Source organism: Pseudoxanthomonas taiwanensis (assembly GCF_010093135.1).
Taxonomy (GTDB): domain Bacteria; phylum Pseudomonadota; class Gammaproteobacteria; order Xanthomonadales; family Xanthomonadaceae; genus Pseudoxanthomonas; species Pseudoxanthomonas taiwanensis.
On the sequence record NZ_PDWK01000135.1, the window covers coordinates 1 to 1,621 of the forward strand.

Sequence of the window (1,621 nt, forward strand, 5' to 3'; positions counted from 1 at the left end):
GCCCCCGCGCGCCCCGGCCCCTGCCCGCCCGCGGCGGGCGGGCAGGGGCCGGGGCGCGCGGGGGCACGCCGTGCGGCCGGCCGGGATGCGGCCGGCGCCGCGGACAGGTCAGCCCTGTCCGTCGGGAAGGGCCACCGAGATGTCGAGCACGTCGTGGTCGCCGTCCTTGATCAGGTCGACCTTGACCGCGTCCACGTCCACGTTGACGTACTTCTTGATCACTTCCAGCAGCTCGCGCCGCAGCAGTGGCAGGTAGTCCGGGGCGCTGCGGCTGCTGCGTTCCTGGGCGATGATGATCTGCAGCCGGTTCTTGGCCGTCTCGGCGGTGTTCTTCTTGGCCTTGAGGAAGTCGAACAGGCCCATGTTCAACCCCCGAACAGTTTGCTGAAGAAGCCTTTCTTCTCCAGGGGGGGGAAACGCATCGGCCGCTCCTCGCCCAGCAGGCGGGCGACGGCGTCCTCGTAGGCCTGGCCGGCCTCGGAGGCCGTTTCCAGGATGACCGGCTCGCCCTTGTTGGAGGCGTTGAGCACGTCCGGCGACTCGGGGATCACGCCGATGGCCTTCAGGCCCAGCCCCTCCTCCACGTCGCCCACGCTCAGCATCTCGCCGGAGGCCACGCGCGCCGGGCTGTAGCGGGTCAGCAGCAGGTGCGCCGGCAGCGGCTGGCCGGATTCGGCGCGGCGGGTCTTGGAATCCAGCAGGCCGATGATGCGGTCGGAGTCGCGCACCGAGGAGACCTCCGGGTTGACCACCACGATCGCCTTGTCGGCGAAGTACATGGCCAGGAACGCGCCCTTCTCGATGCCGGCCGGTGAGTCGCACACGATGTACTCGAAGCCGTCGGCGGCCAGGTCCTTGAGGACCTTCTCCACGCCGTCCCGGGTCAGCGCCTCCTTGTCGCGGGTCTGCGAGGCGGCCAGCACGAACAGGTTGTCGAAGCGCTTGTCCTTGATCAGGGCCTGCTTCAGGGTGGCCTCGCCGTGGATGACGTTGACGAAGTCGTACACCACGCGCCGCTCGCAACCCATGATCAGGTCGAGGTTGCGCAGGCCGACGTCGAAGTCGATGACCGCGGTCTTGTGGCCGCGGCGGGCCAGGCCGATGGCGATGCTGGCGCTGGAAGTCGTCTTGCCGACGCCGCCCTTGCCGGAGGTCACAACGATGATTTCAGCCAAAGGGAATCTCCTTGCAATGCGTGCGGTGGTGCGCGCCCCGCGGCCGGGCCGCCGGCGCGCACCGGGTCATTCGATGGGCGCCAGCTTCAACTGGCCGTTGTCCAGCCAGACCTGCACGGGCTTGCCGCGCAGCTGGTCGGGGATATCGTCCAGCACCTTGTAGTGGCCGGCAATGGCCACCAGCTCGGCCTGGAACTCGCGGCAGAAGATCCGCGCCTCGGTGTTGCCGCGGGCGCCGGCCAGGGCGCGGCCGCGCAGGGCGCCGTAGATGTGGATCGAGCCGTCGGCGATCACTTCGGCGCCGGCGCTGACCGTGGACAGCACGGTCAGGTCGCAGCCTTCGGCGTAGACCTGCTGGCCGGAGCGGACCGGGGTCTTCTGCATGCGCCCGGCCACGCGCGGCGGCTCGGCCGGGCGCGGCGCCGGGGCGGGCGCGGGAGCGGTGG

Annotated in this window: 3 protein-coding genes; all 3 read right to left on the reverse strand. The window is 70.4% G+C overall.

The genetic code is table 11. From position 1 onward, the window contains the following. Nucleotides 1-108 precede the first annotated feature (108 nt). Nucleotides 109-363, reverse strand: a complete 255-nt coding sequence (gene minE / locus CR938_RS14210; RefSeq protein WP_162125607.1) for a cell division topological specificity factor MinE — start codon at nucleotides 361-363, stop codon at nucleotides 109-111. A gap of 2 nt (nucleotides 364-365) precedes the next feature. Continuing rightward, nucleotides 366-1,175 (reverse strand): septum site-determining protein MinD, encoded by an 810-nt coding sequence (minD, locus tag CR938_RS14215; protein WP_162125608.1) that lies wholly within the window; start codon nucleotides 1,173-1,175, stop codon nucleotides 366-368. Between the two features lie 66 nt (nucleotides 1,176-1,241). Continuing rightward, on the reverse strand, nucleotides 1,242-1,621 hold a 380-nt coding region (minC, locus tag CR938_RS14220), incomplete at its 5' end, for a septum site-determining protein MinC (protein WP_162125609.1).